Raw genomic sequence first — 23,836 nt, 5'->3', positions numbered from 1 at the left:
TCTGCAAGGATTCGTCACGTGACCAACGCTGACACCACCGGTGCCCGGGGCGAGACCGCCCCGGGCACCGGCCTGCAGATCTCCGCGCTGACCAAGGTCTTCCACTCGCGTGGCAAGACCGTCACCGCGCTCCAGGACGCGACCCTTCACACCGACCAGGGCTCGTTCCTGGCGCTGCTGGGGCCGTCCGGGTGCGGCAAGTCCACGATCCTGCGCATCCTCGCGGGCCTTGAGCAGCCGACCAGCGGGAGCACCCGCGTGGACGGCCGCAGCCCCGCGGACCTGCGCGCCTACAACGAGCTGGGCATCGCCTTCCAGGACTCCGCCCTGCTGCCGTGGCGCTCCGTCTACGGCAACATCAAGCTTCCGTTCGAGGTCTCCGGCAAGCCCGTCGACGACGACTACATCGCCGAGCTGATCGAGCTGGTCGGACTCAAGGGCTTCGAGAAGGCCAAGCCCGCGCAGCTGTCGGGAGGCATGCGCCAGCGCGTGTCGATCGCGCGCGCGCTGGTCCTCAAGCCCTCGGTGCTGCTCCTCGACGAGCCTTTCGGCGCGCTCGACGACATGACCCGCCAGCGGCTGAACGTCGAGCTCATGCGCATCCTCGCGGCCAAGCCCGCGACGACGCTGCTCGTCACGCACGGGATCTCCGAGGCGATCTTCCTCGCCGACCAGGTCGCCGTGATGAGCCCCCGTCCTGGCCGCATCAAGGAGGTCATGGAGATCGACCTGCCGCGTCCCAGGACCCCCGAGATCCAGCGCAGCCCCGAGTTCCACGCGTACGTGGATCGCGCGTCGGAGCTGCTGTTCGGCGCGGGTGGCGCTGCGCTCGAGGACCACTGATGGAGCGCCGCCTGCCGGCCTGGGCCACCGCGTCGATCAGCGCCGTCGCCCTCCTCGCCACGTGGTGGATCCTTGCCGCGACCGTCTTCTCCAACGTCGGCCCCGGTGGCACCCAGGCCATCCCGACGCCGCTCCAGGTGCTTCAGGAGTACGGCGCCGTCGGGTGGGACTACTACTGGACCCACTTCTCCGTGACTCTCGCCGAGGCCGCGCAGGGCTACCTGTGGGGCAACGGGCTCGCGCTCGCCCTCGCGGGGCTCGTGATGGTGATACCGCGGCTCGAGGGCGTGGTGTCGCAGATCGCGGTCATCACGTACTGCGTCCCGATCGTCGCGATCGGCCCGCTCGCGGTCATCATCTTCGAGGTGCCGTCCAAGGGAGAGCCCTCGGGCACCGCCGTGTTCATGGCGGCACTCAGCGTGTTCTTCACAACGGTGGTCGGCTCGCTGCTCGGCCTGCACGCCGCGGACAAGGCGGCGCTCGACGTCGTCTCCGTCTACGGCGGCAACACCTGGACCCAGCTGCGCAAGGTGCGCTTCATCGCGGCCCTGCCCGCGGTCCTCACCGCCCTCCAGATCGCCGTGCCGGCCGCCTTCCTCGGCGCCGTCCTCGGTGAGTACTTCGGCAAGGTCGAGACGGGCATCGGCGTCGCGATGGTCGTTGCGCAGCAGGCGCTCAACTCGCCTCGCGTGTGGGGCATCGCCCTCGCCTCGGGCGCTGTCGCGCTCATCCTGTACCTCGGCGTCGGTCTGCTGACGCGCCTTGCCACCCCGTGGTCGAAGGGAGCGGCGTCATGACCGCCACCGCCATCGCAGGGTCGAGCCCCAACCTCGCCGACGACGTCAAGCGTCAGGCGCGCAGGGCCACGCTCAAGGCGCTCGGCAGCTCGCTGCTGACGTTCCTCCTCACGCTCGTCGGCGTGGCCGTGATGTGGCAGATGATCCTGATCGTCTCCGACCTCTCGCCGTATGTGGCCAAGGGGCCTGCGGACGTGTGGAACTTCTTCTTCGTCGAGGAGGAGGCCGCGGCCAACCGCGCGGAGATCATGGGCAACCTCGCCGTCACGCTCGGCGACGCGGTCATCGGATTCGTCGCGGGTCTGCTGATCGCCCTGCTCGGGGCCATCGGCTTCCGCCTGTCCAAGGGCTTCGAGCACGCGATGATGCCGATCGCGCTGCTCCTGCGCTCCGTGCCGCTGGTCGCCTTCGCGCCGATCATCATCATGATCTTCGGTCGCGAGTTCGCGACCGTCGCGGTGATGGGCGGCATCGTCGTCCTGTTCCCGGCGCTCGTGAACATCGCCTTCGGCCTCCAGCAGGCCTCGCAGCAGACCCTCGAGGTCGTGCAGGTCTACGGCGGTGGCTCGATCAAGCAGCTCACCAAGGTCGCTCTGCCCGCCTCGCTACCGGCCTTCTTCGCCGCGGTGCGCGTGTCGGTGCCCGGCGCGATCACCGGTGCGCTCCTGGCCGAATGGCTTGCGACGGGCTCGGGCATCGGCGGCGTCATCAACGGCTACTCGACGTCCGCGAAGTTCGACGAGCTGTGGGCCTCGGTCGTCGTCGTGACGCTCGTGTCCCTCGTGCTCTACAACCTGGTCGCGATCCTCGAGAACACGGTGCTGACCCGCATGGGCATGCATCCGACGAAGCGCCTGTGAGGTGAGTCGAGCCGTGTCCCCAGGCACCGACACCGAAGGCGCCGAGGAACGTCTCGGCGCGCGCGTGCGCGAGCTGCGGCGGGAGCGCGGGCTGACGCTCGTGCAGCTCGCCGAGGCGACGGGCCTGTCGCATCCGTTCCTGAGCCAGGTCGAGCGTGGACTGGCGAACTTCTCGCTACCGTCGCTGCGGCGCATCGCGGTGGCGCTCGAGACGAGCCCCGTCGAGCTCATGGCGGCCGCGGAGGCCGTTGCGGGCGGCGAGGCGCCGCCGCGCGTCGAGGTTCGTCGCGCCTCCGACGCGGACGACGCGGTGTCGGACTTCGCGCAGGACAGGGCGGTGGCGCTCGCGCGCGGTGCGAGGCCGTTCCTGCCGATGGCGATCGAATGCGCACGCACCGAGCCGGGCGAGGTCTTCACGCACGCGGAGGACGAGTGGGTGACCGTCGTGTCCGGAGAGCTTCACCTCGAGCTCGACGGCGAGGAGCAGGTGCTCGCGGTGGGAGACGCCGCCTACTACGTGGGGGGAGTCGCCCACCGATGGTGGGCGTCCTCGGGGACCGCGCAGCTCATCACGGTCAAGCAGCAGGTCGCACACTGAGCCCTTCTGCCCGCTGAGGCGGGGGCAGCAGGGCCGGTCGCCGAGGCCGCCTCAGACGTTCGTGAGATCCGCGACGGCTTCGCGCACGCGGCTCGCGATCGACTCCTCATCGGTGCGTGCGAGCCGTCCGTCGGTGACCACCTCGCGACCCTGCACGAGCATCGTCCTGACCGTCGGCAGCGAACCCAGCGTGAGCGCCGCGACCGGATCGGCGATGCCCGCGTGCTCGACCGAGCCGAGGTCCCAGACGACGATGTCGGCGAGCTTGCCTGGCTCGAGCGAGCCGAGCTCCTTCTCGCGCCCCAGCACCCTGGCTCCGCCCATCGTCGCGACCCGGAGGGCGTCGCGGCCAGGCATCGCGGTCGCGCCGTCGCGCAGGCGCGACACGAGCGCCGCCTGACGGATCTCGGAGCCGAGCGTGCCGTCCTCGTTAGACGCGGCGCCGTCGACGCCGAGCCCTACCGCGACCCCCGCGTCGAGCATCGACCTCACGGGAGCGATCCCGGCTGCGAGGCGCGCGTTCGAGGACGGGCAGTGCGCGACGCCCGTGCCGGTCGCTGCGAACTTGGCGATGTCCGCATCATCCAGGTGCACGCAGTGGGCCATCCAGACGTCCGGGCCCAGCCAGCCGACGGACTCGAGGTAGTCGGTCGGACCCATGCCGAACCGCTCGCGGCAGAAGGCTTCCTCCTCGACCGTCTCCGAGCCGTGGGTGTGGAGCCGCACATCGAGCTGACGCGCGAGCTGCGCAGACTCGCGGAGCAGGTCCGTGGTGACCGAGAACGGCGAGCAGGGAGCGATCGCGATCTGCAGCATCGAGTCCGGCGCGCGGTCGTGAAGATGCAGTACCGCATCCTCCGATGCCCTGAGCGCCTCCTCGGTGGTCTCGACGGCGAAATCTGGCGGGAGGCCGCCCTGGGACGCGCCGAGGTCCATCGAGCCGCGCGTGAGGTGCGCGCGGACGCCGATCTCGCTCGCTTCGTACGCGATCGCGCCGAGGATGTCGCCCGATCCCCGCGGGAAGATGTAGTGGTGGTCGCCCACGGTGGTGCAGCCCGAGCGCGCGAGCGTCGCCATCGCTCCCGCGGCGCCGGCTCCGACGGTGCCCGCGTTGACCCGCGCCCACGTCGGGTACAGCGCCACGAGCCAGTCGAAGAGGATCGAGTCCTGCGCCCAACCGCGCGTGAGCCACTGGTAGAGGTGGTGATGCGTGTTGATCAGCCCCGGGGTGACGAGCGCGCCGCGCGCGTCGTACCGCTGCGCGGCCGCGTCACGCAGCTGCGAGGAGGCGGCGCCGGCCCCGACCTCGACGATGCGGTTGTCGCGGATGGCGACGTAGCCCTTGGGAAACTCGGTGCCGTCGGCGTCGACGGTCACGACGTGCCCGCCCTCGATCAGCGTCAGTCCGGCCATGCGCTGGCCTCCCTCCTGGCGGCCGATCGGTCGCGGTCTCAGCCTACCGGCGGGCCCTCGGGGGCCACGCGAGGCGGGACGGTGCGTGTCAGGGTGGCGGGGGCGCCGTGTCAGCGGGCCGTGGTGGAATGGCCTACGTGAATGACGCCATCGCCGATGCCACCGTCGCCAGGGTCCGCCACGCTGAGCTCGTGCAGGAGATCGAGGAGCACCGCGCCCGCTACTACGGGGACGATGCGCCCATCCTGTCGGACGCGGAGTACGACGCTCTCGAGCGGGAGCTGCGGGCGCTCGAGGAGCGGCACCCCGAGCTCGTGGAGCCGGACTCGCCCACGCAGACCGTGGGCAGCGCCGGTGTCGAGACCGGCTTCACGTCGGTGCGCCACCGCGAGCGGATGATGAGCCTGGACAACGCGTTCTCGCTCGACGACGTGGAGGCCTGGCTCGCGCGCGTGGGCAAGGAGGCCGGCGACCAGCAGCTCGTGTGCGAGCCCAAGATCGACGGGCTGTCGCTGTCGCTCACCTATGAGGACGGCACGCTCGTGCGCGGGGTCACGCGAGGAGACGGCACCACAGGGGAGGACGTCACTGCGAACGTGCTCACGATCGCCGGCATCCCTCGGGCGCTGCGCGGCCCCGACGACGGTGGCGCGGCGATCCCTTCGGTCGTGGAGATCCGCGGTGAGGTCTACATGCCCGTCAGGGAGTTCGACAGGCTCAACGAGCGACTGCTTGCCGAGGGCAAGCCCCCGTACGCGAACCCTCGCAACACCGCCGCGGGTTCCCTGCGTCAGAAGAACCCCGAGGTCACCGCGGAGCGGCCGCTCGCGCTCACGACCTACGCCCTCGGCGCGTTGGAATGGCAGGAAACGCCTCCAGACCCCCGGTTTAAGACACAACACGGCATCTACGAGGTCCTCGAGGCCTGGGGGCTGCCGATCTCGGAGCACGTCCGCGCGGTGCGCGGCGCGGAGGCCATCGCGGCCACCCTGACCGATCTGGAGAACCGGCGTCACCGCCTCGTCCACGAGATCGACGGCGCCGTGCTCAAGGTGGACGACCGGGCGGTCCAGGCCGAGCTCGGCTCCACGTCGCGAGCGCCCCGCTGGGCGCTGGCATACAAGTTTCCGCCCGAGGAGGTCCACACCACTCTCGAGGACATCGGTGTGGACGTCGGGCGCACGGGGCGCGTGACCCCCTACGGGATCATGACGCCGGTCAAGGTCGCGGGCTCGACGGTGACATACGCGACTCTCCACAACGCGCACGAGGTCAAGCGCAAGGGCGTGATGCTCGGCGACACGGTCGTGCTCCGCAAGGCCGGCGACGTCATTCCCGAGATCGTCGGCCCGGTGGTGGCCGCACGCACCGGCAAGGAGCGCGAGTGGACCATGCCCACGACGTGCCCTTCGTGCGGCACCGAGCTGTACGAGCAGAAGGAGGGCGACAAGGACCTTCGCTGCCCCAATGCGCGCGCGTGCCCCGGCCAGCTCGCTGACCGCATCGCCTTCATCGGGTCCCGCGGCGCCCTCGACATCGAGGTGCTCGGGGAGAAGGCCGCGGTCGCCCTCGTCGAGACCGGGGTGCTCGCGACCGAGGCGGGGCTCTTCGATCTGACGGAGGACGACCTCACCCGCATCCCGATGTTCACTCTCAAGGTCGACGAGAACCTGTCGAAGGCGCAGCGCGAGGCGGGGGAGACGCCCCGCGAGGCCGGGGCGATCACCCGCAACGGATCCAAGCTGCTCGACGAGCTGGCGAAGGCGCGGACTCAGCCGCTGTGGCGGGTGGTGGTGTCGCTCAGTATCAGGCACGTCGGCCCGACCGCCTCGCGCGCCCTCGCCACCGAGCTCGGCTCCATGGACGCGATCCGCGCGGCCAGTGCCGAGGAGCTCGCGGCCGTCGAGGGCGTCGGCCCCGTGATCGCTGAGTCCGTGCGCGAGTGGTTCGAGGTGGACTGGCATCGCGAGATCGTCGAGCGATGGTCCGCCGCGGGCGTGCGCATGGCGGAGGAGAAGGACGAGAGCATCGCGCAGACCCTGGAGGGGCTGACGATCGTCGCGACGGGAACGCTCGAGGGCTTCTCCCGCGACGGTATCAAGGAGGCGATCATCTCGCGGGGCGGCAAGGCCGCCTCGTCGGTGTCCAAGAAGACGGACTACGTCGTCGTCGGAGCGAACGCGGGCTCGAAGGCCGCCAAGGCGGAGGACCTCGGCGTCCCGGTGCTCAACGAGCAGCAGTTCGTGGCACTGTGCGAAGGAATAGCCCCGCAGGACTCGGTGGAATAGGCGGACGGCGCGACGGCACGCCCGACACCGCGGCGGTAAGGCTCCGGGGCTTGCGCTCGGGTCTAAGGTGACAGGAAACACCGCAGTGTCGCGTGCACGTCAGGAGGGTGACGATGAACGGCGAAGGCCAGGGGCACGGTCGGCGGTACGTCGCCGGCCCCATCCGATGGTGGTTGCTGCTCCTCGGGCTCGCGCTCACCCTCACGCTCGTCACCTGGGGCTTCACCGCGTCGGTCGCCTCTTCCGCGGAGTCGCAGGCGCGGGAGGCGCTCGATGAGGCGGGCCTCGAGAACGTCGTCGTCGCCGACGTTCGCTATCGCGAGGTCGAGCTGCGGGGGCCGAGTGGGGATCAGGAGGCGGCCGCGTCCGCCGTGGACGGCATCGCCCTCATCACATCGCTGACCTACACCGCGGACGCGTCTCTCGACCCGAGCCCCACGCCCGAGCCCACGTCGACCTCCGAGGACCCGACCGACGAGCCGTCGGAGTCCGCCGAGCCCTCCGACACGGCCTCGCCCGCCGAGTCCGCGTCGCCGAGCGCGACTCCCGACGAGACCGCCACCACGCCGCTTCCCGACTTCGAGCCAGTGCTGTTCGAGGCCTTCTCCTCCGATCTCACGTCGAAGGCCAAGAAGTCGCTCGACTCCGTGGCCGACAGCATCATCGACGCTCTCGAGACGCACGAGGGCATCACGGTCCACCTGGATGCCTACAGCGACTCGTATGGCACCGAGGAGGAGAACCAGGAGCTCACGGAGGAGCGGGCCGCCAATGTGGCCGAGTACCTCGCGCGCGCCGGGGTGCCCTCTGACCTCCTGAAGACCGCCGCGTATGGCGAGGACTCGCCGGTCGCCTCCAACGCCACCGAGGCGGGGCGCGCACAGAATCGACGCGTCGAGATCACGATCACGGAAGAGGGATGACGATCATGAGTGCTGTCATGACTGAGGCCTGGCTCTGGCTCCTGGTCGCGTTCATTCTCGGTGTGATCGTGGGCTATTACCTGCGGCGATACACGGTCGGAGGGCACGTCGTGTCCGCGCCCGACGAGCGCGCAGCCGAAGCGCCTGCGGCCGTTGAAGACACCCCCGACGAGGCGCCATCCGCAGATGGGGGCCCCGACGAGTCGGAGTCCTCGGAGGACGTGGTGACGGCAGACACGGAGCCCGCCGACGAGGCAGTGGAGGAGCCGATGAGCCCTTCCGCCCCCGCGCCTGCCCCCGCGGTCGAGACCGTTGCACAGACCGCTGACGAGCCGGAGCCAGAGTCGGAGCCGGTCTCCCGGACCGCCGCGACCGAGCCTCAAAGGGAGGACGTGGACGTCGACACCCTCGGCGAGGCCGTGTCGACGTTCGCCTCGTTGTCCACGTCGCCCGGGGCCGCGAAGCGTCGGTCTGCTGCGCCGAAGCCCGAATCCGAACCCGCCGCGGAGGCGGCCGCCGACCCCGAGAGCGTCGTAGAGGCCACACACCCCGAGGCCGCGGAGGCCGAGACCCCGCACGCCGAGCATGCGGCCCCGGCCCACGCCTCGAGAAGACGACGCGGTCGCCACGCGCCCAAGGTCGAGAGTCCCTACGGCTCCTATGGGGGTGCCGACACGGGGAGCGTGTTCGTGCCCGAGATCGAGGCGCTGCAGGTGCCGCTCGGCCGGCGTGAGGCCGAGGCCGCGAAGTCCGCGCAGTCCGGCGAGGACAAGCCCGCGACCACCGACCCCGAGGGCAAGCCCACCACGGACGCGTAGGACAGCACGACTCGGCCCTCGTGCCGCGGTTTCCGTACACTGACGGCAGGCAACGACGCCTGAGCCTCGAACCCCGGAAGGAGGCGACCGGATGACGTTCCTCGTCCGCGCAGTCGCACCCGACGAGAACTCCCGACTTGCCGAGATCGGTGCGCTCACCGCCCTCGCGTATCTCTCCGATGGACTCGTCGACCAATCCCACCCCTACGTGCCGCAGCTGCGCGACGCCCAGACCCGCGCCGAGGACGCCATCCTGCTGATGCTCGCCGACGGCGGCCACGGAGAGGGCGCGGCGGTCGGGACCATCACCCTCGTCCCGCCGGGCAGCCGCTTCACCGAGCTCGCGACGGGCGACGAGTACGAGCTGCGAATGCTCGCGGTGTCCCCGCTCGAACGTGGGCGCGGACTGGGACGCGCCCTCACCAAGGCTGCGCTCGACCAGGCGGTCGAACTCGGCGCCTCGCGCGTCGTCCTGTCGACGCTCGAGACCATGCATGCGGCGCATCGTCTGTATGAGGCCATGGGCTTCCGGCGGCGTCCCGACCTCGACTGGCTCGTGGACCACGAGAAGGCGGAGAGGATCAGCCCCGAGGAGGCCGCGCGGCGCGCGGACGACGCCTCGGCCGAGCCTCCTGGCGCGAGGCTTCTGGGCTACTCCTGGGAGCCGTGATCGGCTCCGGGAGCAGCAGGGCCACCGGCCCCGACGTAGTGCTCCGTCGCCACTAGACTGGCCGCATGTCATCCCTCGAACGCTCTGACGTGGCGCGGCTGGCCGCGCTCGCGCGCATCGACATGACGGACGACGACCTCGACCGCCTGTCGGGTCAGCTGTCCGCCATCGTCGACGCCGTGGCCAAGGTCGCCGAGGTAGCAGGCACCGACGTGCCCGCCACCTCCCACCCCATCCCGATGTCGAACGTCCACCGCCCCGACGAGGTGAGGCCCTCGCTGCCGCAGGAGCGTGCGCTCGCCGCCGCTCCCGAGGCCGACGAGGGACGCTTCCGCGTCCCGCAGATCCTGGGGGAGGAGGCATGACCGACTGGACCCGCAAGACCGCCGCGGAGATGGCGGCCGCGCTGGTGGCCGGCGAGGTCACGAGCGTCGAGCTCACGCAGGCGCACCTCGACCGCATCGCCGCCGTCGACGGACCCGTGCACGCCTTCCTCCACCTGGACCCCGAGGGTGCGCTCGCGACCGCGCGCAAGGTGGACGAGGACCGCGCCGCGGGCGTCGAGCTGCCCGCCGTGGCCGGTGTGCCGGTCGCGGTGAAGGACGTGCTCGTGACCGAGGGGCTGCCGACCACGGCCGGCTCCAAGATCCTCGAGGGCTGGATTCCGCCGTACGACTCGACCGTGTCCGCGAACCTCAAGGCCGCGCGCATGCCGATCCTCGGCAAGACCAACATGGATGAGTTCGCGATGGGCTCGTCGACCGAGCACTCCGGCTACGGCCCCACCCACAACCCGTGGGACCTCGACCGCATCCCGGGCGGCTCGGGTGGCGGCTCGGCCGCGGCGCTCGCGGCCTTCGAGGCGCCGCTCGCGATCGGCTCGGACACCGGAGGCTCGATCCGCCAGCCCGCGTCCGTGACCGCGACGGTCGGCGTGAAGCCCACCTACGGTGGTGTGTCCCGCTACGGCGCGATCGCGCTCGCCTCGTCCCTGGACCAGCTCGGCCCGTGCGGTCGTACGGTGCTCGACACCGCGATGCTGCACGAGGTCATGGGCGGCCACGACCCCAAGGACGCGACGAGCCTCGACGAGCCGGTCCCGGCCTGCGTCGACGCCGCGATGCAGGGCGCGACCAAGGACCTCACGGGCGTGAAGGTCGGCGTCATCAAGGAGCTGTCTGGCGAGGGCTATCAGGCCGGCGTCGAGCAGCGCTTCGAGGAGTCGCTCGAGCGGCTCAAGGCGATGGGCGCCGAGATCGTCGAGGTCTCGTGCCCGTCGTTCGAGTTCGCGCTCGCCGCGTACTACCTGATCCTGCCGTCGGAGGCGTCCTCCAACCTCGCCAAGTTCGACTCGGTGCGCTTCGGCCTCCGCGTCGAGAAGGAGACGGTCGAGAAGACGATGCTCGCGACCCGCGCCGAGGGCTTCGGCGACGAGGTGAAGCGCCGCATCATCCTCGGCACGTACGCCCTGTCGGCCGGCTACTACGACGCCTACTACGGCTCCGCACAGAAGGTCCGCACGCTCATCCAGCGCGACTTCGCGGCGGCGTTCGAGCAGGCCGACGTGCTGGTGTCGCCCACGACGCCCACGACGCCTTTCAAGCTCGGTGAGCGCCTCGACGACCCGCTCGCGATGTACCTCAACGACGTCGCCACGATTCCCGCCAACCTCGCGGGAATCCCCGGCATGTCGCTGCCGGCGGGCGTCGCTCCCGAGGACGGTCTGCCGGTCGGCTTCCAGATCCTCGCGCCCGCGCACGAGGATGCCCGCCTGTACCGCGTCGGCGCGGCCCTCGAGGCCTCGCTGACCGAGGAGTGGGGTGGCGCCTTGACTGCGCAGGCCCCCGAGCTGGAGGTGGCCGAGTGAGCACCGCGCTGACGAGCTACGACGAGGCCATGGAGGACTTCGACCCGGTGTTCGGCATCGAGGTCCACGTGGAGCTCAACACGAAGACCAAGATGTTCTGCGGCTGCGCCAACGAGTTCGGCGCCGAGCCGAACACGCAGGTGTGCCCGGTCTGCCTGGGGCTTCCCGGCGCCATGCCGGTGACGAACGAGAAGGCCGTCGAGTCGGCGATCCGTCTGGGTCTCGCGCTCGGCTGCTCGATCCGCGAGTCGAGCCGCTTCGCGAGGAAGAACTACTTCTACCCGGACCTTGCGAAGGACTACCAGATCTCGCAGTACGACGAGCCGACCTGCTACGAGGGCTCGCTTGATGTGGTCCTCGACGACGGCACCGTGGTGCAGATCGGCATCGAGCGCGCGCACATGGAGGAGGACGCCGGCAAGAACACCCACGTGGGTGGCTCCGGCGGCATCCAGGGCGCCGACTACTCGCTGGTCGACTACAACCGAGGCGGCGTCCCGCTCGTCGAGATCGTCACCAAGCCGATCGAGGGCATGGGCTCGCGCACCGCCGAGGTCGCTCGCGCGTACGTCGCGACGATCCGCGACATCGTCCGCGGTCTCGGCATCTCCGACGGCCGCATGGACCAGGGCTCGGTGCGCGCCGACGTGAACCTGTCGCTGCGTCCCAAGGCCCCCGCGGGCGACGACCAGTCGGCGGTGCCGTTCGGCAAGCGCTCCGAGACCAAGAACGTCAACTCGCTCCGCGCGATCGAGAAGGCGATCCACTTCGAGGCGGGCCGCCAGGCCGCGCTGCTGTCGGACGGCAAGCCGGTCCACCAGGAGACCCGCCACTGGCACGAGGACACCGAGTCCACGACGTCGGGTCGCTCCAAGGAGGAGGCCGAGGACTACCGGTACTTCCCGGAGCCCGACCTGCTGCCCGTCGAGCCGTCGCGCGAGTGGGTCGAGGAGCTGCGGGGCACCATCCCCGAGCACCCCGCCAAGATGCGCGCGCGCCTGAAGGACGAGTGGGGCTTCTCCGACCTCGAGATGCGCGACGTGGTCGCCGCCGACGCGATCCCGCTGCTCATCGCCACGGTGGAGGCCGGTGCGAGCCCGCAGGCCGCCCGCAAGTGGTGGATGGGCGAGCTCGCGCGCGTCGCGAACGAGCAGGAGACCTCGCTCGACGCTCTCGCGGTGACGCCCGCGGACGTGGCCGAGCTGCAGTCGCTCGTCGACTCGGGCCGCATCAACGACAAGCTCGCACGGCAGGCGCTCCAGGGCGTGCTCGCGGGCGAGGGTTCGCCGACCGCCGTCGTCGAGGCTCGCGGGCTCGAGGTCGTCTCGGACGACTCGGCGCTCGAGAAGGCCGTCGACGAGGCGCTCGCGGCGCAGCCCGACGTGCTCCAGAAGATCCAGGACGGAAAGGTCCAGGCCGCCGGCGCGATCGTCGGCGCGGTCATGAAGGCCACGCGCGGTCAGGCCGACGCGGGACGCGTGCGGGAGATCATCCTGCAGCGCGCCGGCGTGGAGGGCTGAACCGCCGCTGTACTCGATGAGGGGCTCGTCCTGCGGGGCGGGCCCCTCTCGCGTGTCCAGGGGGATCCAGCTCGCGTGTCCCCGGGGGACCTCGGGACGCAGCGCCTGGCCGCGCGGAGCGGGCGGGAGCCGCGACGGCGCCTCAAGGGCTTGACCTTCCAGTGGGATGGAATCCCTACCGTGAATGCGTTGTCCCCTCCAGGAGGTATTCATGCAGCACGGCACAGCCCACGACACGACGCACGAATCGGGCACTGATCAGCACGACGCGCACGAGACCCACGACGCGCACGAGACCCACGACGCGCACGAGACCCACGACGCGCACGAGACCCACGACGCGCACGAGACCCACGACGCGCACGAGACCCACGACGCGCACCAGGGCCACGGCGACCACTCGCACCACACCGACCACTCGGGCCACGCGATGATGTTCCGCCGGTACTTCTGGTGGAACCTCGCGCTCGCGGTCCCTGTCATCGCGTTCTCGTCGACGATCGAGGGCTGGTTCGGCTACGACCTGCCGCTCAGCGGTTGGATCCCGCCGATCCTCGGCACCGCGATCTTCGCGTGGGGCGGGCGTCCGTTCCTGACGATGGCCTGGCGCGACGAGCTGCGGGACCGCAAGCCCGGCATGATGACGCTCATCTCGCTCGCGATCACGGTCGCGTTCGGCGCCTCGGTCGCTTCGACTCTCGGGCTCGCCGACCTTGACTTCTGGTGGGAGCTTGCGGCCCTCGTGGTCGTGATGCTCCTCGGTCACTGGCAGGAGCTGAAGGTGGTCGGCCAGGCTCAGGGCGCGCTGCAGGCGCTCGCTGAGCTGCTGCCGGACGATGCGGAACGGGTGACCGGGGACGGCACCGAACACGTGTCGGTGTCGGACCTCGCGGAAGGCGACACCGTCGTCGTCCGCCCCGGTGGGCGCGTGCCCGCCGACGGCAGCATCGTCTCGGGTGAGGCGAGCATGGACGAGTCGATGGTGACTGGCGAGTCCGAGCCCGTGAGCCGCGGTGAGGGCGACCGCGTGGTCGCGGGCACGGTCGCGACAGACGGCTCGCTGCGGGTCGAGATCACGGCCATCGGCGACGACACCGCGCTCGCAGGCATCCAGCGGATGGTCAGCGACGCGCAGGCGTCGCGCTCGGGCACTCGCCGCCTCGCGGACCGGGCCGCCGAGTGGCTGTTCTACATCGCGCTCGCGGCGGCCGTCGCGACCTTCGCGGTCAACGCGGCGATGGGCGACCCTGGCACGGGGCTGATCAGGGCGGTCTCGGTCCTCGTCGTCGCGTGCCCGCACGCGCTGGGCCTCGCGATCCCGCTCGTGGTCGCGATCTCGACCTCGGTCTCCGCGAAGCAGGGCATCCTCGTGAAGGATTCGGGCGCGCTCGAGCAGATGCGCCTCGTGGATGCCGTGCTGTTCGACAAGACCGGAACCCTCACGCAGGGTGCCCACGAGCTGACCGACAAGGCCTCGGTCGACCCGGACGGAGAGGACCGCATGCTCGCGCTCGCGGCCGCGGTCGAGTCCGACTCCGAGCACCCGGTGGGCCGCGCCGTCGTGAAGGCGGCCACCGACGCGGGGCTCGACATCCCGGAGGCCGACGACATCGACACGCTTCCCGGCCGTGGAGTGCGCGCGACGGTGGACGGCGAGACCGTCGCGGTCGGCGGACCCGCGCTCCTCGACGAGCTCGACCTGTCCGAGCCGGACCAGATCGCGAACGTCGCCGAGGAGTGGCGCGACTCCGGAGGCTCGGTCCTGTACGTGGTGGTCGGCGACGCGGTCGCGGGGGCATTCACGACGTCCGACCCGATCCGCGAGGAATCGCGCGCCGCGATCGACGCTCTCCACGCGCGCGACGTGTCCGTGGCGCTGCTCACCGGCGACTCGCAGGCCGTCGCGGACGCGGTCGCCGGCGAGCTCGGCATCGACGACGTCTACGCCGAGGTGCTCCCCGAGGACAAGGACGATGCGGTCGCCGACCTTCAGCGCAAGGGTCGCCGCGTCGCGATGGTCGGGGATGGTGTCAACGACGCTCCCGCGCTCGCCAGGGCGGACGTGGGCGTGGCAATCGGCGCCGGCACCGACGTCGCGATGGAGGCTGCTGGCCTCGTGCTCGCGTCCTCGGACCCGCGCGGCCTGCTCGGCGCGATCGAGCTGTCGCGCGCGACGTACCGCAAGATGCGCCAGAACCTCGTGTGGGCGACGGGGTACAACGTCATCGCGATCCCGCTCGCCGCGGGCGTGCTCGCGCCGTGGGGCATCACGATGCCGCCCGCGATCGCGGCGCTCGCGATGAGCCTGTCCACGATCATCGTCGCCGCGAACGCGCAGCTGCTGCGCCGGGTGAGCCTTGCGCCGGAGGACGTCTCCTAGCGCTGGGCCAGCTTCTGAAGCAGCAGCACCTGCGCGACGATCATGCGCTCGATCTCCTTGGGGTCGACCGACTCGTCGGACGCGTGGATGCGCGCCTGCGCGGTGTCCTCGGGGCCCCACAGCACGAACTCCGCGCCGGGGGAGGCGTCCTCGAGGGTCTGCAGCAGCGGGATCGACCCACCCGAGCCCGCCTCGTCGCACGGCTTCCCGAACGCCTCGGCCATCGCGTCGCGCGCCGCCGCGTAGCCGGCGCCGTCGGTCTTCACGCGGTACGGCGGCGCGGCCTTCATCGGGGTCACCTCAACCTTCGCGCCCCACGGCGCGTGCGTCTCGAGGTGTGCGACGAGCGCGGCGAGCTCCTCCTTGGGGTCGGATCCAGGGACGATGCGCATCGAGACCTTCGCGCTCGCCTCGGGGTGGATGACGTTCGAGGAGTCGGCGATGCTCGTCGTGTCGATGCCGATCGCGTTGATCGAGGGCTTGGCCCAGAGCCGGTCCGCGACGGTGCCCGTCCCGGCGAGGGAGACGCCGGGAAGCATGTCCGCCATCGCGCGGAAGTCGTCCTCGGTCAGGTCCGCCCCTGACCACGAGCCGCCCGTGACGCCCTCGACCGCCACGTTGCCCGCATCGTCCTGGAGGGTGGTGAGCAAGCGCGCGAGGGCCATCATCGCGTCGGGGGCGGCGCCGCCGAACACGCCCGAGTGCAGCGGGTGCTCGAGCGTCGAGACCTTGACGACGCACGCGACGTCGCCGCGCAGCGCCGTCGTCATCACCGGGTCGCCGACGCGGATGTTGCCCATGTCGCAGATGACGAAGAGGTCGCACTCGAACAGCTCGGGGTGGGTCTCGACGAATTCCTCGAGGTTGCTCTCGGTCTCCTCCATGCCCTCGAGGATGAGGCGCAGCGTCACGGGAGGCTTGCCGTCGAACGCGCGCATCATGCCGAGGTGCGTGACCAGGCCGCTCTTGTCGTCCGAGGCGCCGCGGCCGTAGATCCGGCCGTCCTCCTTGCGGGTCGGCGTCCACGGGTCGCTGCTCCAGCCTTGGGAGGCGTGCGCGGGCTGGACGTCGTAGTGGGCGTACAGGACGACGGTCGGGGCGCCCTCGGGGCCGGGGATCTCCCCGTAGATGGGCGGGTAGCCCGTCGGCACGTCCATGAATCGCGCGTCCTCGAAGCCCGCGGCCCTGAACTTCTCGAGCGTGACCTCGGCCATCGTCATCACGGGCTTCTCGTCGTATCCGGGGAAGGCGATGGACGGGATCGCGATGAGCTCCTCGAGGTCGGCGATCACGCCGGGCATGAGCTCGCGGACGGTCGCCTGGACGTCGGAGGTGGTCATGAGGAAGCTGCCTTTCGCTCGGGGGCGGTGCGCGCGGCACCGGGTCAGAAGAATGCGCCGATGATCGAACCTACCGCCACGGTCGTGACCGACAGGACGAGCATCGGGACGAAGAAGCTGTGGTCCACGAGCTTGGTGCCGAGCCGCGTGGAGCCCGTCTGGTCGAAGTTGGCGGCGGCGATCTGGGGGCCGTTGGCCGGAAGGGTGTAGACGCCGCCGAGCGCGCCCGCCCACATGCCCGTGGCGACCCCGACGGGCAGGCCCGCGGCGAGCCCGATCGGAACGATCGTGCGGGTGGCCGTCGACTGGCTCGTGGTCATCGCGGCGACCAGGAAGACGGCGATCGCGAAGATGAAGCGGAAGTCGGTCACCCAGCCGCCGACGGTCGTCACGATGTACTCCTCGTGCGCGGCGATGAACGTCGCGGTGAGCCACGCGATGCCGAACAGCGCGATCGCCGCGACCATGCCCGCCTTGAACACCGACTGGTCGGGGACCTCGTCGATCTTCGGCCTGCCGACCGCGAGGATCAGGGCGCCGACGACGAGCATCACGAGGACGATCGTCGTGGTCATGTCGGCGAACTCGGGGCGCAGGTCGGGGAAGATCCCGAAGACCACGATCGCGAGGACGCCCGCGAGGAACGCGAGAGCCGCGTTGCGTCCGCGCGCGGTGTAGGTGAGAGCTGAGGAGGCTGCCGTGTCCGAGGACGACGGGGGAGCGAGGTGGCCCTCGGCGATGCGCGCCTGGATCTCGGGGTCGTCCGCGATGTCCTTGCCGCCCAGCCGTCCCACGACCAGGGAGGTGACGACGATCCCGGCCAGGCACGCGGGGAAGGTGATCGCGAGGATGCCGGCCAGCCCCAGGTCGTAGGGCGCGACGTCGGTGAGGGTCAGCATCGCGGCCATCGCCGCGGACACCGGCGAGGCGGCGAGCGCGATGCCCGACTGCACGACCGTGACGGTGAGCGGCTTGGACGGGCGGACGCCGTTCTTGTACGACACGTCGTAGATCACGGGCAGGAGCGGATAGACGATGTTTCCCGTGCCTGCGCCCGCGGTGAACAGGAATGCGGTCACGGGGGCGATGAGCGTGATCTGCCGGGGCCGCTTCTCGATCACGCGGGCAGCCATCGCGACCATCCAGTCGATCCCGCCGGCGGCCTGCATGAGGGCCGCGCTCGTGACGACGCCGAGGATGATCGCCATCGCCGCCCCGGGGGCCTCGCCGGGAGCCTCGCCGAACACGAACACGAGCACGAATGTCCCGACGCCGCCCCAGATGCCGATGCCGACGCCGCCCGCCCGCGTGCCGAGCACGATCGAGCCCAGCACGACGATCGCCTCGAGGACGAAGGTGACGTTCACGTGACCCCCTGGTGCGGGCCGTGACGGGCCCCTTCTCGGCACCCTACGCGCGGGGGATGCGGGTCGCGCGGCGAGAGTCAGCCGAGGTGGAGGACTCGCTGCACGAACATCAGCGCCGCCACCGTGAGCGACGCGACCGCGATCCCGAGCACCGCGCCGACCGCGCGCAGGGTCCACAGCACCGCGTCGCGCACGGCGCGCATCGTCTCCGCCACGCCTCGGCGGCGCGCGCCCGTGGCGCCGAGCGCCGCGGGCGCGCGGACCTGAGGGGCGTCGGTCGCGACCGGGGCCGCGGACCAGGATGGCTCGGCGAGGCGCGAGGGCGCGCGCGGTGGCAGGACGACGAACTGCTCCTCAAGCACTGCGCGGCTCATGACGTTCCCCCTTGGCTTGTGCATGCCTCGAGGTTGCCCTGTGCGCGCGTACGCGCGCATCGGCCATAGGGAGTGTTCCGTCTACCCCTTCCGGATGAGGGGAACCCCTGAGAGTCACCCTGAGGAGGGTCAGGCGGAGTAGGTGCCGGCGACCTCGCGGTAGCGCTCGAGGATCAGCGGCCGGTGATCCACCGGGGGAGCGGCGACGACGTCCACGGCCCACGTCGGGCGCGATCCCGTGAGCGCCCACGCGGCCTGCACCGCGGCGCCTGCGGCGACGTACTCGCCGGGCGTGGGGATCTCGACCGGGACGCCGAACACCTGCGCCGCGATGGCCTGCACCGCGGGGTTCTGGGCAGCGCCGCCGACCAGCAGCAGCCGCTTGGCCTCGACGCCCTGCGCGAGGATCGCCTCGACGCCGTCGGCGAGTGCGCACAGCATGCCCTCGACCGCGGCGCGCGCGAGGTTCTCGCGGGTCGTGGACAGCAGTGTCAGGCCGAAGAGCGTCGCGGTCGCGTCGGGGAGGTTGGGGGTGCGCTCGCCCTCGAAGTAGGGCACGAGCACCGCGCCGCCGGCGCCGGGCTGGGCGTCGAGTGCGAGGCGTCCGAGCTCGTCGTGGTCGACGCCGAGCACGCGGGCGAACGCGTCGAGGACGCGCGCCGCGTTGAGGGTGCACACGAGCGGCAGGAACTCGCCCGAGGCCGACGCGAAGCCCGCCACGGTGCCCGTGGGGTCCTCGCTCGTGGCCTCGGTGACCGCGAACACGGTGCCCGACGTGCCGAGCGAGACGACCACGTCGCCAGCGACCGCACCGAGGCCCAGGCCTGCGGCCGCGTTGTCGCCCGCTCCCGGGCCGACGACGACGTCGTCCAGCATCGTCCCCGTGGCGGAGGTGTCGACGATCCCGGTGCCGGCGCTCTCGCCAGGCCCGAGCACGCGCGGGACCACGGCGTCGTGGCCGAGCGCGGCGACCAGGAGGTCACGGTCGTACTCGCCCGTCGCGGGGTTCCAGTAGCCGGTGCCGGACACGTCCGAACGGTCGGTCGTGAGCTCGTCGAGGGCGGGGCCGCGGACGGACGATGCGGCAGGCCCGAAGCCGCGCAGGCGCCAGGTCAGCCAGTCGTGGGGGAGGGCGACGGCGGCGACGCGGGCGGCGTTGTCGGGCTCGGCGTCGCGCAGCCAGCGCAGCTTGGTCGACGTGAAGGAGGCGACGGGGACCAGGCCGGTACGCGCGGCGAGCGTGTCGGCACCGAACTCCGCGATGAGGTCCGCCGCGGCGCCGGCCGAGCGGGTGTCGTTCCACAGCAGCGCGTCGCGCACCACCTCGCCGTTCGCGTCGAGGGTGACCATGCCGTGCTGCTGACCGCCGATCGAGATCGCGGAGACGTCGGCGAGGCCTCCCGCGTCCCCGATGGCGGCGACGAGCGCGTCCCACCACGCCTGGGGGTCGACGGACGTCCCGTCGGGGTGCGAGGCGCGCCCGGTGCGGACGATTTCTCCGGTCTCGAGGTCGCGGACGACCACCTTGCAGCTCTGGGTCGAGGAGTCGACTCCGGCGACGAGGGTCATCGCGGATCCTTTCGGGAGGTTGAGGAGGCCCTGGCGGACCCGGCTGGAGAGGTGTCGGGTCCGCCAGGGGCCGGGGCCACGCCAGGAAGGAGGATGCGTGCCCCGGGAGGTCGGGCGGCGCGGCCTGAGGGAACGCACCGCCCGAGGGTGGATCAGCCGCGTGCGCCCATGAGGTGCTCGACGGCCAGCTGCTGGATGCGGACGTAGCCGAAGCCCTCGCCGTCGAAGTAGACCTCGGGGTCGAAGCTCTCGTAGGCGGAGGTGTCGGCGAGCAGGTCAGCGGTGGTCTCGCCCGCGGCGAGGGTCGTGGCGGCGAGCTGGTCGTTCTTGGCGGCCAGCAGGGCCTCCTGCACCTCGGGGTCGGCGCGGAAGGCCGCGGCGCGCTCCTTGAGCAGCAGGTACATGCGCATGTTGGCGCGCGCGGACTCCCAGACGCCGTCGATGTCCTCGGTGCGCGAGGGCTTGTAGTCGAAGTGGCGGGGGCCGGTGTACGACTGCGTGCCGTCAGGGCCGCCGTTCTCGAGCAGGTCGACGAGCGAGAACGCGTTGATCAGGTCGCCGTGGCCGAAGACCATGTCCTGGTCGTACTTGATGCCGCGCTGGCCGTTGAGGTCGATGTGGAACAGCTTGCCCTGGTACAGCGCCTGCGCGATGCCCGCGGTGAAGTTCAGGCCCGCCATCTGCTCGTGGCCGACCTCGGGGTTGAGGCCGACGAGCTCGGGGTGGTCGAGCGTGTCGATGAACGCCATCGCGTGACCGACCGTCGGCAGCAGGATGTCGCCGCGGGGCTCGTTCGGCTTGGGCTCGATCGCGAACTTGAGGTCGTAGCCCTTCTCCAGCACGTAGTCGCCGAAGAGGTTGGCGGCCTCGCGGTAGCGCTCGAGCGCGACGCGGATGTCCTTCGAGAAGTCGTACTCGGCGCCCTCGCGGCCGCCCCACATGACGAACGTCTTGGCGCCGAGCTCGGCGGCCAGGTCGATGTTGCGCAGGATCTTGCGGATCGTGAAGCGACGCACGGCGCGGTCGTTGGAGGTGACGCCGCCGTCCTTGAACACGGGGTGCGAGAACGTGTTGGTGGTGATCATCGGGATGACCATGCCGGTCTCGTCGCACGCCTTCTTGAGGGCGTCGATCGCGGCGCGGCGGTCAGCCTCGGAGCACCCGAAGGGGAAGAGGTCGTCATCGTGGAAGGTCATGCCGTAGGCGCCGAGCTCGGAGAGCTTGTGGATCGCCTCCACGGCGTCGAGGGGGCCGCGCGTCGCGGATCCGAACGGGTCCGCCGCGTTCCAGCCGATGGTCCAGAGTCCGAACGTGAACTTGTCGTCACGCGTGGGGGTGGGCGCCATGGTCGTGCTCCGATCTTCGTCGATCAATAGTTGATGCTGTAAACTTAAAGCCGTAGGGTCGCCGTGTCAAACGCCACGCCTAGGATCGGTGGAGCCAGGGACGATGCGATGAGGGGCGATGGCACGACGAGGTGAGAGTCGACAGGAGGCAGCGGTGACGGACGCGGAGATCGCACCCACCCTTGCCGCCGGAGTCGTGCCCGCGACGCCCGCCTCGCTGCCCGGCGCCGTCCTGGTGCCCGGCGTCGGATCCGGGCCCGAGGACACGCGCAGGCACAACCTGTCGACGATCCTCACCGCCGTCCATCACCGGCCTGGCGTCACGCGCGCCGAGCTGACGAAGCTCACCGGGCTGAATCGCTCGACCGTGCTCAAGGTCGTCGCGGAGCTCGTCGAGGGTGGCCTGGTCCACGAGGTGTCGCCGTCCGAGCACGTCGGCCGTGGGCGCCCGAGCGCTCATGTGTATCCCGCGCGGGACATCGCCGCGCTCGCGGTCTACCCCGACCTCGACGCCGTCACAGTGGGGGTGGTCGGGCTTGGCGGCTCGCTGCTCGCGCGCCTGCGACGCACCACGGGGGGCCGCTCACGGCCGGCGGAGATCGTGAGCCTCGTCGCCGAGCTCGCGTCCGAGGCGCTCGCGTCGCTGCCCGAGCCCGTGGTCGTGATCGGCGTGGGCTGCGCCGTGCCCGGCCTCGTGCGCGCGGCCGACGGGGTGGTCGTCGACGCGCCCCACATGGACTGGCACGACATCCCGTTCGGGGCGCTCCTGAGCGACGCGCTGGGCCTGCCAGTCGCGGTCCGCAACGACGCGCGCGTCGCGACCGTCGCCGAGGCCGTCTTCGGCGCGGGCCGCGGCATCGCCGACCTCGTCTACCTCAACGGCTCCTACTCGGGCATCGGTGGCGGCGCCGTCCTGGGCGGCGCGACCCTGCGCGGGCGCGACGGCTACGCGGGCGAGTACGGCCACACTCGCGTCGATGGGGGTCGGGAGCGCTGCCACTGCGGTCGCACCGGCTGCCTCGAGACCGAGGTGAACCTGCGCCGGCTCCTCGCCGCGCTCGGCAAGGACGACCTGGACCTGCGGGACCTGGACGACGAGCTCGCAGCGGCTCGCGGGCGTACCGAGGTCGAGGCCGAGATCGACCGCCAGGTCGGGATCCTCGCGGGCGCGATCGGTGACCTCGCGTCGGTGTTCAACCCCTCGCTCGTCGTCCTGGGCGGCGCGCTCGGGTCGCTGTGGACCGTCGCGCCCGACCGGCTCGCGGAGGCGGTCACGGCCGACTCGTTCGCGCCCATGGTGGGCGGGATGCGGGTCGTGCGCGCGGAGCTCGGCTCGCGCGTGCACCTGGTCGGCGCCGCCGAGGTCTTCCTGCTGGGCTACCTGCGGGATCCCGCGCAGCTCGCGCAGCGCGTCGCGGCTCTGCGACAGTCGGCCTGACGGGGGCGGCGCCAAGGGGCCGGACGGGGCGCCGGAAGGTGCCAACGTCGCACCGGCGCCTTCCAGGCACGTGCCAGACTGGCGGGATGATCACCGTCGCCGTGCCCGACCAGGAGGTGGCCGACGCGCTGGGGGACCTCGGAGACGATGTCCGCCTGGTGCTGTGGAGCCCCAAGGAGAGCGACGCCCCCGAGGCCGAGCGCGATCGCATCGACCTAGTGTGCGTCCCTCACCTGCACGGCGGGCGCCACGTGTACGGCCGTATGGGCGCGTGCACCAACCTCAAGGCGATCCAGATCCCGAGCGCGGGCTTCGAGCACGTCGCGCACCTCGTGCCCGACGGCGTGGTGCTCGCGAACGCCAGGGGAGTGCACGACACTCGCGTCGCCGAGGCGACGCTCGCGCTCGCGCTCATGTCCCGCCGCAGGCTGCCGCAGTACGTCGAGGCGCAGCATCGCGGCGTGTGGGAGCAGGACCCGTGGACGCCCTCGCTCGCGGACTCGCGCGCGCTGATCGTCGGCTATGGCTCGATCGCCGAGGCGATCGCGGTGCGCTTCCGGGCCTGCGAGGTGCACGTGGAGGGCGTCGCGCGCTCCGCTCGCACCGCGCCCGACGGCACCGCGGTCCACGCCGTCGCCGACCTGCCTGCGCTGCTTCCCGACTTCGACGTCGTGGTGATCGTGACGCCGCACGACGAGTCGACTGACAAGCTCGTGAATGCCGAGTTCCTTGCCGCGATGCCCGACGGCGCGCTGCTCGTGAACGTCGGCCGCGGCAAGGTGGTCGACACCGACGCGCTGCTGGGGGAGCTCAAGTCCGGCCGGCTGCACGCGGCGCTCGACGTCACGGACCCCGAGCCGCTGCCCGAGGGGCACCCGCTATGGTCCGCGCCGAACTGCCTCATCACGCCGCACATCGCGGGCTTCGAGGTGCTCACCAACCATCGCTACACGGATCTGGTGCGCCGACAGGTGGAGGCGCTGCGCTCGGGAGGCGAGCTCGTCAACGCCGTGATGGTGGGGTCCGCTTCGCGTTAGGACGCGGCCGCGTGCTCCATCGAGTCGCGCCACTGGATCCACGAGGCGACGATCTCGCCGATCTCCTCGCGGTACTCCTCAGCCTCGGCGATCGAGGCGATCTTCATGACTCGGCCCGCCTTGCCGGAGCCCTCGAGGTGCGGGTACTTGCCCGGGATGAGCGCCCCGTGGTGGAACATCAGCGTCGCGTGGTTGCGCGAGTTCGGGAAGAACGAGGCGAGATTCCCCTTGTAGGTGAAGGTCGGCGTCTTCCACTTGATGCACTCGTCGATGCGGTCGTCAGACGACAGCAGAATCAGGCGCACACGCTGGACGACATCCCGCATGGGGTTGTCGTAGTGAGCCAGCCAGGCATCCACGTCGTCATACGCCATACCCCCAAAGTAAC

The 23,836-nt window shown here is 71.1% G+C and carries 21 protein-coding genes; 14 read left to right on the top strand and 7 right to left on the bottom strand.

The window, feature by feature from the left end; all coding sequences use genetic code 11:
* Positions 1–18 precede the first annotated feature (18 nt).
* The 4 genes from B7K23_RS14830 to B7K23_RS14815 are packed head-to-tail and all read left to right on the top strand — an operon-like array spanning position 19 to position 3,098.
* The gene (locus B7K23_RS14830; protein WP_084127454.1) at positions 19–843 is read left to right on the top strand and encodes an ABC transporter ATP-binding protein; all 825 of its coding nucleotides are present in this window, start codon (positions 19–21) and stop codon (positions 841–843) included.
* Positions 843–1,640 (top strand): ABC transporter permease, encoded by a 798-nt coding sequence (locus B7K23_RS14825; protein ID WP_084127453.1) that lies wholly within the window; start codon positions 843–845, stop codon positions 1,638–1,640. Before B7K23_RS14830 ends, B7K23_RS14825 begins: the two co-directional genes overlap by 1 nt.
* Positions 1,637–2,500: an ABC transporter permease gene (locus tag B7K23_RS14820; RefSeq protein ID WP_084127452.1), complete on the top strand. Its 864-nt coding sequence runs from the start codon at positions 1,637–1,639 to the stop codon at positions 2,498–2,500. The genes B7K23_RS14825 and B7K23_RS14820 overlap by 4 nt, the downstream gene beginning before the upstream one ends.
* A 13-nt stretch (positions 2,501–2,513) precedes the next feature.
* Positions 2,514–3,098, top strand: coding sequence for a helix-turn-helix domain-containing protein (locus tag B7K23_RS14815; RefSeq protein WP_143338328.1), 585 nt, complete (start codon positions 2,514–2,516; stop codon positions 3,096–3,098).
* Positions 3,099–3,149: 51 nt separating this feature from the next.
* Here B7K23_RS14815 and B7K23_RS14810 read toward each other — a convergent pair whose 3' ends face one another.
* Complete coding sequence (locus tag B7K23_RS14810; protein WP_084127450.1) at positions 3,150–4,511, bottom strand: 8-oxoguanine deaminase; 1,362 nt, start codon at positions 4,509–4,511, stop codon at positions 3,150–3,152.
* A gap of 128 nt (positions 4,512–4,639) precedes the next feature.
* On the opposite strand from B7K23_RS14810, the gene ligA reads away from it, so the two are divergent.
* The 8 genes from ligA (at position 4,640) to B7K23_RS14770 (ending at position 14,977) form a co-directional block, all read left to right on the top strand.
* Positions 4,640–6,799 (top strand): NAD-dependent DNA ligase LigA, encoded by a 2,160-nt coding sequence (ligA, locus tag B7K23_RS14805; RefSeq protein ID WP_084127449.1) that lies wholly within the window; start codon positions 4,640–4,642, stop codon positions 6,797–6,799.
* Positions 6,800–6,912: 113 nt separating this feature from the next.
* A complete protein-coding gene (locus B7K23_RS14800; protein WP_084127448.1) occupies positions 6,913–7,722 on the top strand; it encodes an OmpA family protein in 810 nt (269 codons plus the stop codon).
* A 5-nt stretch (positions 7,723–7,727) separates the two neighbouring features.
* Positions 7,728–8,540 (top strand): hypothetical protein, encoded by an 813-nt coding sequence (locus B7K23_RS14795; RefSeq protein ID WP_143338327.1) that lies wholly within the window; start codon positions 7,728–7,730, stop codon positions 8,538–8,540.
* 91 nt (positions 8,541–8,631) lie between these two features.
* Positions 8,632–9,210, top strand: a complete 579-nt coding sequence (locus B7K23_RS14790; RefSeq protein ID WP_084127446.1) for a GNAT family N-acetyltransferase — start codon at positions 8,632–8,634, stop codon at positions 9,208–9,210.
* Between the two features lie 65 nt (positions 9,211–9,275).
* Positions 9,276–9,575: an Asp-tRNA(Asn)/Glu-tRNA(Gln) amidotransferase subunit GatC gene (gene gatC, locus B7K23_RS14785; RefSeq protein WP_062201587.1), complete on the top strand. Its 300-nt coding sequence runs from the start codon at positions 9,276–9,278 to the stop codon at positions 9,573–9,575.
* Positions 9,572–11,077, top strand: coding sequence for an Asp-tRNA(Asn)/Glu-tRNA(Gln) amidotransferase subunit GatA (gene gatA / locus B7K23_RS14780; protein WP_084127445.1), 1,506 nt, complete (start codon positions 9,572–9,574; stop codon positions 11,075–11,077). The genes gatC and gatA overlap by 4 nt, the downstream gene beginning before the upstream one ends.
* Entirely contained in the window at positions 11,074–12,597 is a 1,524-nt protein-coding gene (gene gatB / locus B7K23_RS14775) for an Asp-tRNA(Asn)/Glu-tRNA(Gln) amidotransferase subunit GatB (RefSeq protein WP_084127444.1), read from the top strand. Before gatA ends, gatB begins: the two co-directional genes overlap by 4 nt.
* Before the next feature lie 211 nt (positions 12,598–12,808).
* Positions 12,809–14,977, top strand: a complete 2,169-nt coding sequence (locus B7K23_RS14770) for a heavy metal translocating P-type ATPase (RefSeq protein ID WP_084127443.1) — start codon at positions 12,809–12,811, stop codon at positions 14,975–14,977.
* Here B7K23_RS14770 and B7K23_RS14765 read toward each other — a convergent pair.
* The 5 genes from B7K23_RS14765 to xylA form a co-directional block, all read right to left on the bottom strand.
* Positions 14,974–16,317 (bottom strand): M20/M25/M40 family metallo-hydrolase, encoded by a 1,344-nt coding sequence (locus B7K23_RS14765; protein WP_084127442.1) that lies wholly within the window; start codon positions 16,315–16,317, stop codon positions 14,974–14,976. The genes B7K23_RS14770 and B7K23_RS14765 overlap by 4 nt on opposite strands.
* Positions 16,318–16,361: 44 nt before the next feature.
* Positions 16,362–17,684, bottom strand: coding sequence for an anaerobic C4-dicarboxylate transporter family protein (locus tag B7K23_RS14760; protein ID WP_084127441.1), 1,323 nt, complete (start codon positions 17,682–17,684; stop codon positions 16,362–16,364).
* A 77-nt stretch (positions 17,685–17,761) separates the two neighbouring features.
* Positions 17,762–18,058 (bottom strand): hypothetical protein, encoded by a 297-nt coding sequence (locus B7K23_RS15790; RefSeq protein ID WP_084127440.1) that lies wholly within the window; start codon positions 18,056–18,058, stop codon positions 17,762–17,764.
* A 129-nt stretch (positions 18,059–18,187) separates the two neighbouring features.
* Positions 18,188–19,627, bottom strand: a complete 1,440-nt coding sequence (gene xylB, locus B7K23_RS14750) for a xylulokinase (RefSeq protein WP_084127439.1) — start codon at positions 19,625–19,627, stop codon at positions 18,188–18,190.
* Positions 19,628–19,779: 152 nt separating this feature from the next.
* On the bottom strand, positions 19,780–20,973 hold the full coding sequence (xylA, locus tag B7K23_RS14745) for a xylose isomerase (protein WP_084127438.1): 1,194 nt from the start codon (positions 20,971–20,973) through the stop codon (positions 19,780–19,782).
* Between the two features lie 154 nt (positions 20,974–21,127).
* Between xylA and B7K23_RS14740 the strand changes: the two genes are divergently transcribed.
* Together B7K23_RS14740 and B7K23_RS14735 are read left to right on the top strand one after the other, a co-directional pair.
* Positions 21,128–22,411 (top strand): ROK family transcriptional regulator, encoded by a 1,284-nt coding sequence (locus B7K23_RS14740; protein ID WP_159451444.1) that lies wholly within the window; start codon positions 21,128–21,130, stop codon positions 22,409–22,411.
* A gap of 86 nt (positions 22,412–22,497) precedes the next feature.
* Entirely contained in the window at positions 22,498–23,448 is a 951-nt protein-coding gene (locus tag B7K23_RS14735; protein ID WP_084127436.1) for a 2-hydroxyacid dehydrogenase, read from the top strand.
* Here B7K23_RS14735 and B7K23_RS14730 read toward each other — a convergent pair.
* Positions 23,445–23,822, bottom strand: a complete 378-nt coding sequence (locus B7K23_RS14730) for a DUF1801 domain-containing protein (protein WP_084127435.1) — start codon at positions 23,820–23,822, stop codon at positions 23,445–23,447. The genes B7K23_RS14735 and B7K23_RS14730 overlap by 4 nt on opposite strands.
* Between the last annotated feature and the right edge of the window lie 14 nt (positions 23,823–23,836).

Origin of the sequence: Demequina sp. NBRC 110054 (assembly GCF_002090115.1) — a bacterium.
GTDB lineage: Bacteria > Actinomycetota > Actinomycetes > Actinomycetales > Demequinaceae > Demequina.
The sequence above is the reverse complement of the archived record's forward strand: the minus strand, read 5'-3'. Positions and strand labels throughout refer to the sequence as shown.

What these genes read in the sequence shown, in the direction of transcription:
- B7K23_RS14825 (WP_084127453.1), top strand. Translation starts at nt 843, where the DNA reads ATGGAGCGCCGCCTGCCGGCCTGGGCCACCGCGTCGATCAGCGCCGTC.
- B7K23_RS14820 (WP_084127452.1), top strand. Translation starts at nt 1,637, where the DNA reads ATGACCGCCACCGCCATCGCAGGGTCGAGCCCCAACCTCGCCGACGAC.
- B7K23_RS14810 (WP_084127450.1), bottom strand. Translation starts at nt 4,511, where the DNA reads ATGGCCGGACTGACGCTGATCGAGGGCGGGCACGTCGTGACCGTCGAC.
- ligA (WP_084127449.1), top strand. Translation starts at nt 4,640, where the DNA reads ATGGCCTACGTGAATGACGCCATCGCCGATGCCACCGTCGCCAGGGTC.
- B7K23_RS14800 (WP_084127448.1), top strand. Translation starts at nt 6,913, where the DNA reads ATGAACGGCGAAGGCCAGGGGCACGGTCGGCGGTACGTCGCCGGCCCC.
- B7K23_RS14795 (WP_143338327.1), top strand. Translation starts at nt 7,728, where the DNA reads ATGAGTGCTGTCATGACTGAGGCCTGGCTCTGGCTCCTGGTCGCGTTC.
- B7K23_RS14790 (WP_084127446.1), top strand. Translation starts at nt 8,632, where the DNA reads ATGACGTTCCTCGTCCGCGCAGTCGCACCCGACGAGAACTCCCGACTT.
- gatC (WP_062201587.1), top strand. Translation starts at nt 9,276, where the DNA reads ATGTCATCCCTCGAACGCTCTGACGTGGCGCGGCTGGCCGCGCTCGCG.
- gatA (WP_084127445.1), top strand. Translation starts at nt 9,572, where the DNA reads ATGACCGACTGGACCCGCAAGACCGCCGCGGAGATGGCGGCCGCGCTG.
- B7K23_RS14770 (WP_084127443.1), top strand. Translation starts at nt 12,809, where the DNA reads ATGCAGCACGGCACAGCCCACGACACGACGCACGAATCGGGCACTGAT.
- B7K23_RS14765 (WP_084127442.1), bottom strand. Translation starts at nt 16,317, where the DNA reads ATGACCACCTCCGACGTCCAGGCGACCGTCCGCGAGCTCATGCCCGGC.
- B7K23_RS15790 (WP_084127440.1), bottom strand. Translation starts at nt 18,058, where the DNA reads ATGAGCCGCGCAGTGCTTGAGGAGCAGTTCGTCGTCCTGCCACCGCGC.
- xylB (WP_084127439.1), bottom strand. Translation starts at nt 19,627, where the DNA reads ATGACCCTCGTCGCCGGAGTCGACTCCTCGACCCAGAGCTGCAAGGTG.
- xylA (WP_084127438.1), bottom strand. Translation starts at nt 20,973, where the DNA reads ATGGCGCCCACCCCCACGCGTGACGACAAGTTCACGTTCGGACTCTGG.
- B7K23_RS14735 (WP_084127436.1), top strand. Translation starts at nt 22,498, where the DNA reads ATGATCACCGTCGCCGTGCCCGACCAGGAGGTGGCCGACGCGCTGGGG.
- B7K23_RS14730 (WP_084127435.1), bottom strand. Translation starts at nt 23,822, where the DNA reads ATGGCGTATGACGACGTGGATGCCTGGCTGGCTCACTACGACAACCCC.